The organism is Klebsiella sp. MS 92-3 (genome assembly GCF_000195655.1).
GTDB lineage: Bacteria > Pseudomonadota > Gammaproteobacteria > Enterobacterales > Enterobacteriaceae > Klebsiella > Klebsiella pneumoniae.
In genome coordinates this window covers 15,384-20,831 of record NZ_GL882816.1, presented here as the reverse complement: position 1 = coordinate 20,831, position 5,448 = coordinate 15,384, and the positions used below count along the sequence as shown (strand labels likewise).

Annotated in this window: 7 protein-coding genes; 5 read left to right on the top strand and 2 right to left on the bottom strand. The window is 58.9% G+C overall.

All coding sequences use genetic code 11. The annotated features are described in order from the left end of the window. Positions 1–341: 341 nt before the first annotated feature. On the bottom strand, positions 342–485 hold the full coding sequence (locus HMPREF9538_RS32285; protein ID WP_009485305.1) for a hypothetical protein: 144 nt from the start codon (positions 483–485) through the stop codon (positions 342–344). On the opposite strand from HMPREF9538_RS32285, the gene HMPREF9538_RS12080 reads away from it, so the two are divergent. Genes HMPREF9538_RS12080 through HMPREF9538_RS12100 form a run of 5 tightly spaced genes read left to right on the top strand, consistent with a single transcriptional unit; the run spans position 478 to position 5,009 of the window. Then, complete coding sequence (locus tag HMPREF9538_RS12080) at positions 478–1,584, top strand: ABC transporter substrate-binding protein (RefSeq protein WP_004147267.1); 1,107 nt, start codon at positions 478–480, stop codon at positions 1,582–1,584. The two genes, HMPREF9538_RS32285 and HMPREF9538_RS12080, sit on opposite strands and share 8 nt — an antisense overlap. Before the next feature lie 19 nt (positions 1,585–1,603). Then, the gene (locus HMPREF9538_RS12085) at positions 1,604–2,503 is read left to right on the top strand and encodes a branched-chain amino acid ABC transporter permease (protein ID WP_002890128.1); all 900 of its coding nucleotides are present in this window, start codon (positions 1,604–1,606) and stop codon (positions 2,501–2,503) included. Further along, positions 2,503–3,552, top strand: coding sequence for a branched-chain amino acid ABC transporter permease (locus tag HMPREF9538_RS12090; RefSeq protein ID WP_004183134.1), 1,050 nt, complete (start codon positions 2,503–2,505; stop codon positions 3,550–3,552). The genes HMPREF9538_RS12085 and HMPREF9538_RS12090 overlap by 1 nt, the downstream gene beginning before the upstream one ends. Continuing rightward, complete coding sequence (locus tag HMPREF9538_RS12095; RefSeq protein WP_004151354.1) at positions 3,539–4,321, top strand: ABC transporter ATP-binding protein; 783 nt, start codon at positions 3,539–3,541, stop codon at positions 4,319–4,321. The genes HMPREF9538_RS12090 and HMPREF9538_RS12095 overlap by 14 nt, the downstream gene beginning before the upstream one ends. After that, the gene (locus HMPREF9538_RS12100) at positions 4,314–5,009 is read left to right on the top strand and encodes an ABC transporter ATP-binding protein (RefSeq protein ID WP_002890126.1); all 696 of its coding nucleotides are present in this window, start codon (positions 4,314–4,316) and stop codon (positions 5,007–5,009) included. Before HMPREF9538_RS12095 ends, HMPREF9538_RS12100 begins: the two co-directional genes overlap by 8 nt. A gap of 116 nt (positions 5,010–5,125) precedes the next feature. Here the strand turns inward: HMPREF9538_RS12100 and HMPREF9538_RS31650 are convergent, their stop codons facing one another. Continuing rightward, complete coding sequence (locus HMPREF9538_RS31650; RefSeq protein WP_002890108.1) at positions 5,126–5,296, bottom strand: hypothetical protein; 171 nt, start codon at positions 5,294–5,296, stop codon at positions 5,126–5,128. Positions 5,297–5,448 lie beyond the last annotated feature (152 nt).

The window sequence follows — 5,448 nt, the reverse complement described above, 5'->3', positions numbered from 1 at the left end:
CACGGGTCTACGGAAGCCGTGCCAGCGGTTTATATGGCGTATTTTTCAGGCCGGGTAAGGCGCCAGTCGCCCCCCGGCAAAATGCTTTCGCCGTACCAAAAACCGTGTTGTCGCCAGCCTTATGCCCTTCCCTGCAGGTAATAAGAATATTGCATGAGTAAAAACGAAACGGACGTTGTAAGGTAAATCAGCGCATTAAAAATACCCGTCATACTTCAAGTTGCATGTGCGTTGGCTGCGTTCTCTCCCCCAGTCACTTACTTCTGTAAGCGTCTGGGGACTCGCTTACTTGCCGCCTTCATGCGACTCGAATTATTTAGGGTATATATCTCGTTATCTATTCAACATAACAGACAATAATTCGCCGGATACGCTGGCGCATTATTCCTCAATGTTATGCAGTCATTGATGGTTAAAGATAAATAATCGACCGACGGAGAAATACCAATGAAATCGTTTTCCGGGAAAGCGTCTTTAATGGCCACGCTGGTTGCCGCGCTGGTCGGCGCCAGCAGCGCGCAGGCAGCGGAAATTAAAATCGGGGTGGTATTACCCCTGAGCGGCGCCCTCAGCGGCTATGGCCAGCCGTCGCAGAAAGGGCTGGACATTATTCAGGCCATCACCCCAACGTTAAAAAATGGCGATACCATCAAGCTTATCGTTATCGATGATAAAAGCGACAAAGTCGAAGCGGCCAACGCCATGCAGCGCCTGGTCTCCAGCGATAAAGTGGATGCCGTGATCGGGGAAGTCACTTCCTCCAACACCCTGGCGATGACCAAAATCGCCGACGACAGCAAAACGCCGCTGGTCTCCTCTACCGCCACCAACGACCGCGTCACCCGCAACCATCCCTACGTCAGCCGGGTCTGCTTCTCGGACAGCTTCCAGGGGGTGGTCGGGGCCAATCTGGCCTCCCGCGATCTGAAAGCCAAAACCGCCGCCATCGTGTTTGACAGCAGCAACGACTACTCCGTCGGCCTGGCGAAAGCGTTCCGCACCCAGTTCCTGAAAAACGGCGGCACCATTCCCATCGAGGTCCAGGCCCCGGGCGGCAGCAAGGACTTTAAAGCCCAGCTGGCGAGCGTCAAGGCGAAGAATGTCGACATGATTTACATGCCGATCTACTACACCGAAGGGGCGCTGATTGCCGTGCAGTCTAAACAGCTGGGGCTCAACAAACCGGTGGTGGGCGGCGACGGTCTGGCCGCGGATCAGGTCTTCTTCGATGTCGGTAAAGACGCGGTCAACGGCTATATGACCACCGATTACTACTCGCCGAACGCCAAAGAGCAGACCCCGGCGGGGGAAACCTTCATCAAAGCCTGGGAAGCCAAATACCAGCAGCCGACCCATACCTGGGGCGCAATGGCGGCGGACGCCTATAACGTCATCGTCAACGCCATGAACCAGTGCAGCGATCCCCACGATCGGGTCTGCGTAAATGAAAAAATCCGCGCCACCAAAGATTTCCAGGGGGTGACCGGCACGCTGACGTTACAGAACGGCGACGCCATTCGCAGCGCGGTCATCAACGAAGTGAAAGATGGCAAGCTGGCGTTTCGTACCGTGGTTAACCCTTAAGTTGTGACGAGGCTACAAAATGGACGGCGCCATTTTTCTCCAGCAAGTGGTCAATGGAATGAGTCTTGGGGGCATGTACGCCCTGATTGCCATCGGTTATACGATGGTTTATGGCGTGCTGCGGCTGATCAACTTCGCCCATGCGGACGTGATGATGGTCGGCGCGTTTAGTACGCTGTTTTTATTTTCTTCGGTTGGGCTACCCTTCGGGGTAGCCGTTTTCCTGACCCTCGGGCTGTGCGGCCTGTTTGGTATGCTGATTGACCGGGTCGCCTATCGTCCGCTGCGTCAGGCCTCGAAAATCTCCATGCTGATCACCGCCATCGGCGTCAGCTTCTTTCTCGAAAACCTGTTTAACGTACTGTTTGGCGGCAGCTCGCGCTTCTTCTCCGCCCCTGACTTTTTCAACCAGACTCGGGCCTTCGGCAGCGTCATCATTACCAACGTGGCGTGGATTGTGCCGCTGATCACCGTCCTGCTGCTGCTGGCGATCCTCTGGCTGCTGTACCGCACCCGCTATGGGATGGCGATCCGCGCGGTGGCCTTTGACGTCAACACCGTGCGCCTGATGGGCATTGACGCCAACCGGATCATCTCCCTGGTCTTCGCCCTCGGCAGTAGTCTCGCGGCGCTCGGCGGCGTGTTCTACTCCATCAGCTACCCGACGATCGATCCCCTGATGGGCGTGCTTATCGGCCTGAAGGCCTTCGCCGCCGCCGTGCTGGGCGGGATCGGCAGCGTCACCGGCGCGGTGCTGGGCGGCTTTATCCTCGGTTTTACCGAGGTGGTCGCCGTGGCGATCTTCCCCGAACTGGGCGGCTATAAAGACGCTTTCGCCTTCCTGTTCTTGATTCTGGTCCTCTTGTTCCGCCCGGTCGGCATTATGGGCGACGAACGTCTGGAAAGGAGCCGTTTCTGATGCTCAACGCGACGACGACCGCCGGGGCGCAGCTGCGCAACCTGGTCATTATTGTCATCTGTATCGCGCTGCTGGCCGGAATCAACGTGGTTTTTAATGACTACATTGTTCGTGTCATCAGCACCATTTTTATCTTTATGATCCTCGCGGTCAGCTACAACCTGATCAACGGCGTGACCGGCCAGCTGTCGCTGGAGCCGAACGGCTTCGTGGCGGTGGGCGCCTACGTCACCGCCCTGCTGATCCTCTCCAGCGACAGCAAGGTAGACATGTTTGAAATGGCCGCCCCCAGCCCGTGGATCCTCAGCCTGCACGCGGGCTTCCTCCCTGCCCTGCTGATAAGCGGCCTGTGCGCGGCGGCGCTGGCGGTGTGCCTCGCCGTGCCGGTCTTCCGGGTACGTGGCGACTACCTGGCCATTGTCACCCTCGGCTTTGGGTTTATCATCAAGATCCTCGCCATTAACAACCCGCAAATCACCAACGGCGCCATCGGGCTGAACGATATTCCGCAGCAGCCGCATCTCCTGTTCTGGTGCGGGCTGTTCGCCCTGCTGGCCACCGGCATGATCCTCCAGCTGGTGTGGTCGAAGTATGGCCGGATGATGAAAGCTATTCGCGACGATGAAGATGCGGCGATCGCCATGGGGGTCAACACCTTCCGCATTAAAACCTGCGCCTTCGCCACCAGCGCCTTCTTCGAAGGGATCGGCGGCGGTCTGCTGGCTTCCCTGCTGACCACCATTTCCCCAGGGCTGTTCGACTTTATGCTCACCTTCCAGCTGCTGATTATTATCGTCCTCGGCGGGCTCGGCAGCACCACCGGCGCCCTGCTCGGCACCGTGCTGGTGGTCGGCAGCGGCGAGTGGCTGCGCTTCCTCGATCAGCCGCTGCAGTTCTTCGGTCACGATCTCGGCGCGTACCCGGGCCTGCGAATGGTGGTCTTCTCCCTGCTGTTGCTGATTATCATGCTCTTCGCCCGCGAGGGGCTGCTGGGGAAAAAAGAGATTTGGCAGATGGGAAGAAGGAACAGCAGCTATGGCGGAAAATAACGTTATCCTGCAGGTGCAGGACGTCACCATGCAGTTCGGCGGCCTGCGGGCCATCGACAACGTCAGCTTCCATGTTGACGAGGCGGAGATCTTTGGCCTTATCGGCCCTAACGGCGCGGGCAAAACGACCCTGTTTAACGTCATTACCGCCAACTATAAACCCACCAGCGGCAGCGTCACCCTGGCGGGCACGTCGCTGAAGGGGCTGAAGCCCAACCAGGTGGTGAACGCCGGGATCGCCCGCACCTTCCAGAATATCCGCCTGTTTAACTCCATGACGGTGCTGGAGAACGTGATGGTCGGGCTCGACCGCGCCAGCCGCTACTCGCTGCTGGAGGCGGCCCTGCATATTGGTCGCTACTTTCCGGCCGAGCGGGCGGCGAAAGCCAAAGCGATGGCCATCCTGGAGGATATCGGCATCGCCCACTTCGCCCATATGCAGGCCACAAACCTAAGCTATGGCAACCAGCGCAAAGTGGAGATCGCCCGCGCGCTGGCCACCGCGCCGAAGCTGCTCCTGCTCGATGAGCCGGCCGCCGGGATGAACCCGAAGGAGACCGAGGATCTGGCGGAGCTGATCTTCCGCATGCGCCATGACTATCAGCTAAGCGTCCTGTTAATCGAGCACGATATGCCCTTCGTCAACCGCCTGTGCGAGCGGGTGATGGTTCTGGAGTACGGTAAGCCGTTGTTCAGCGGCCTGATGGCCGAGGCGATCCAGCATCCGGACGTCATTTCCGCTTATCTGGGAGAAGCCAATTATGCTTAACGCCCGGGAACTGAAGGTCTTTTACGGCGTGATCCAGGGTCTGAAGGGCGTCGATATCGATGTCTATGACCGGGAAATCGTCACCCTGATCGGCAGCAATGGCGCCGGTAAAACCTCCACCCTGAACGGGATCGTCAACCTGGTGCGCTCCAGTGGGCGCGTCAGCTTCCTCAACGACGATATCTCACGCAGCCAGACCCACCAGATCGTGCGTCGCGGGCTGGCGCTGGTGCCGGAGGGACGGCGCGTCTTTACCAACCTGACCATCGAAGAGAACCTGCGCATGGGCGCTTACAATAATCTCGCCGGCTACGCCCGCCTGCGCGATCGCATGTACGCCCTCTTTCCGCGGCTCAAGGAGCGGCGCCATCAGATGGCGGGCACCATGAGCGGCGGCGAGCAGCAGATGCTGGCCATCGCCCGGGCGCTGATGAGCGAGCCGGTGTTATTGATGCTGGATGAACCGAGTCTCGGGCTGGCGCCGAAAATTGTCGGCGAGCTGTTCGGCATCATTAAGCAACTGCGCGAAGAGAATATGACGGTGCTGCTGGTGGAGCAGAATGCGACGGCCGCGCTGGCGATCGCCGATCGGGCGTATGTCCTGGAGAATGGCCGGATCACCTTGTCAGGCGCGGCGCGGGAGATGCTGACTAATCCGGAAATTAAGCGGATGTATCTGGGGGGATAGACATGGTCAAAACTGCCTGGGCTGCGGCGGCGCCTCCCGCGATGCCGCAACCTCAGGCAGTCTCTTGCTACACAAAGCACACCTCGTTCCAGTAGGCTTCTCGCGTCCTGCGTCGCTCAGTATGTCTTATCATGACGGAACCACCGGGTTTCCACGTTGCCAATGTCCACGCCGTAGAGGCTGGCTACCGGCAGGATCGCCTCCATGACGCGCTGGGTATCCTGCTGTCCGGCTTCACCGTTGGACAAAAAAGCCAGCCAGCCCGTTAACCGTTGCCACAATGCCACTTTCGTTTTCTCCTCTGTCGGGAAGCGAATCGCCTGGGTCTATTTCAACCACAGTTGGCCGGGCGCGGGAAATATTAATTCCGAATTTGCAATCCTGGCTGGCGCATATTACCCCCGGTCCTATCCCCCCCCCCCCCCCCCCCCCCCCCCCC

Coding starts and splice junctions, on each gene's coding strand:
- HMPREF9538_RS12085 (WP_002890128.1), top strand. CDS start 1,604: ATGGACGGCGCCATTTTTCTCCAGCAAGTGGTCAATGGAATGAGTCTT.
- HMPREF9538_RS12100 (WP_002890126.1), top strand. CDS start 4,314: ATGCTTAACGCCCGGGAACTGAAGGTCTTTTACGGCGTGATCCAGGGT.
- HMPREF9538_RS12095 (WP_004151354.1), top strand. CDS start 3,539: ATGGCGGAAAATAACGTTATCCTGCAGGTGCAGGACGTCACCATGCAG.
- HMPREF9538_RS12080 (WP_004147267.1), top strand. CDS start 478: ATGGCCACGCTGGTTGCCGCGCTGGTCGGCGCCAGCAGCGCGCAGGCA.
- HMPREF9538_RS12090 (WP_004183134.1), top strand. CDS start 2,503: ATGCTCAACGCGACGACGACCGCCGGGGCGCAGCTGCGCAACCTGGTC.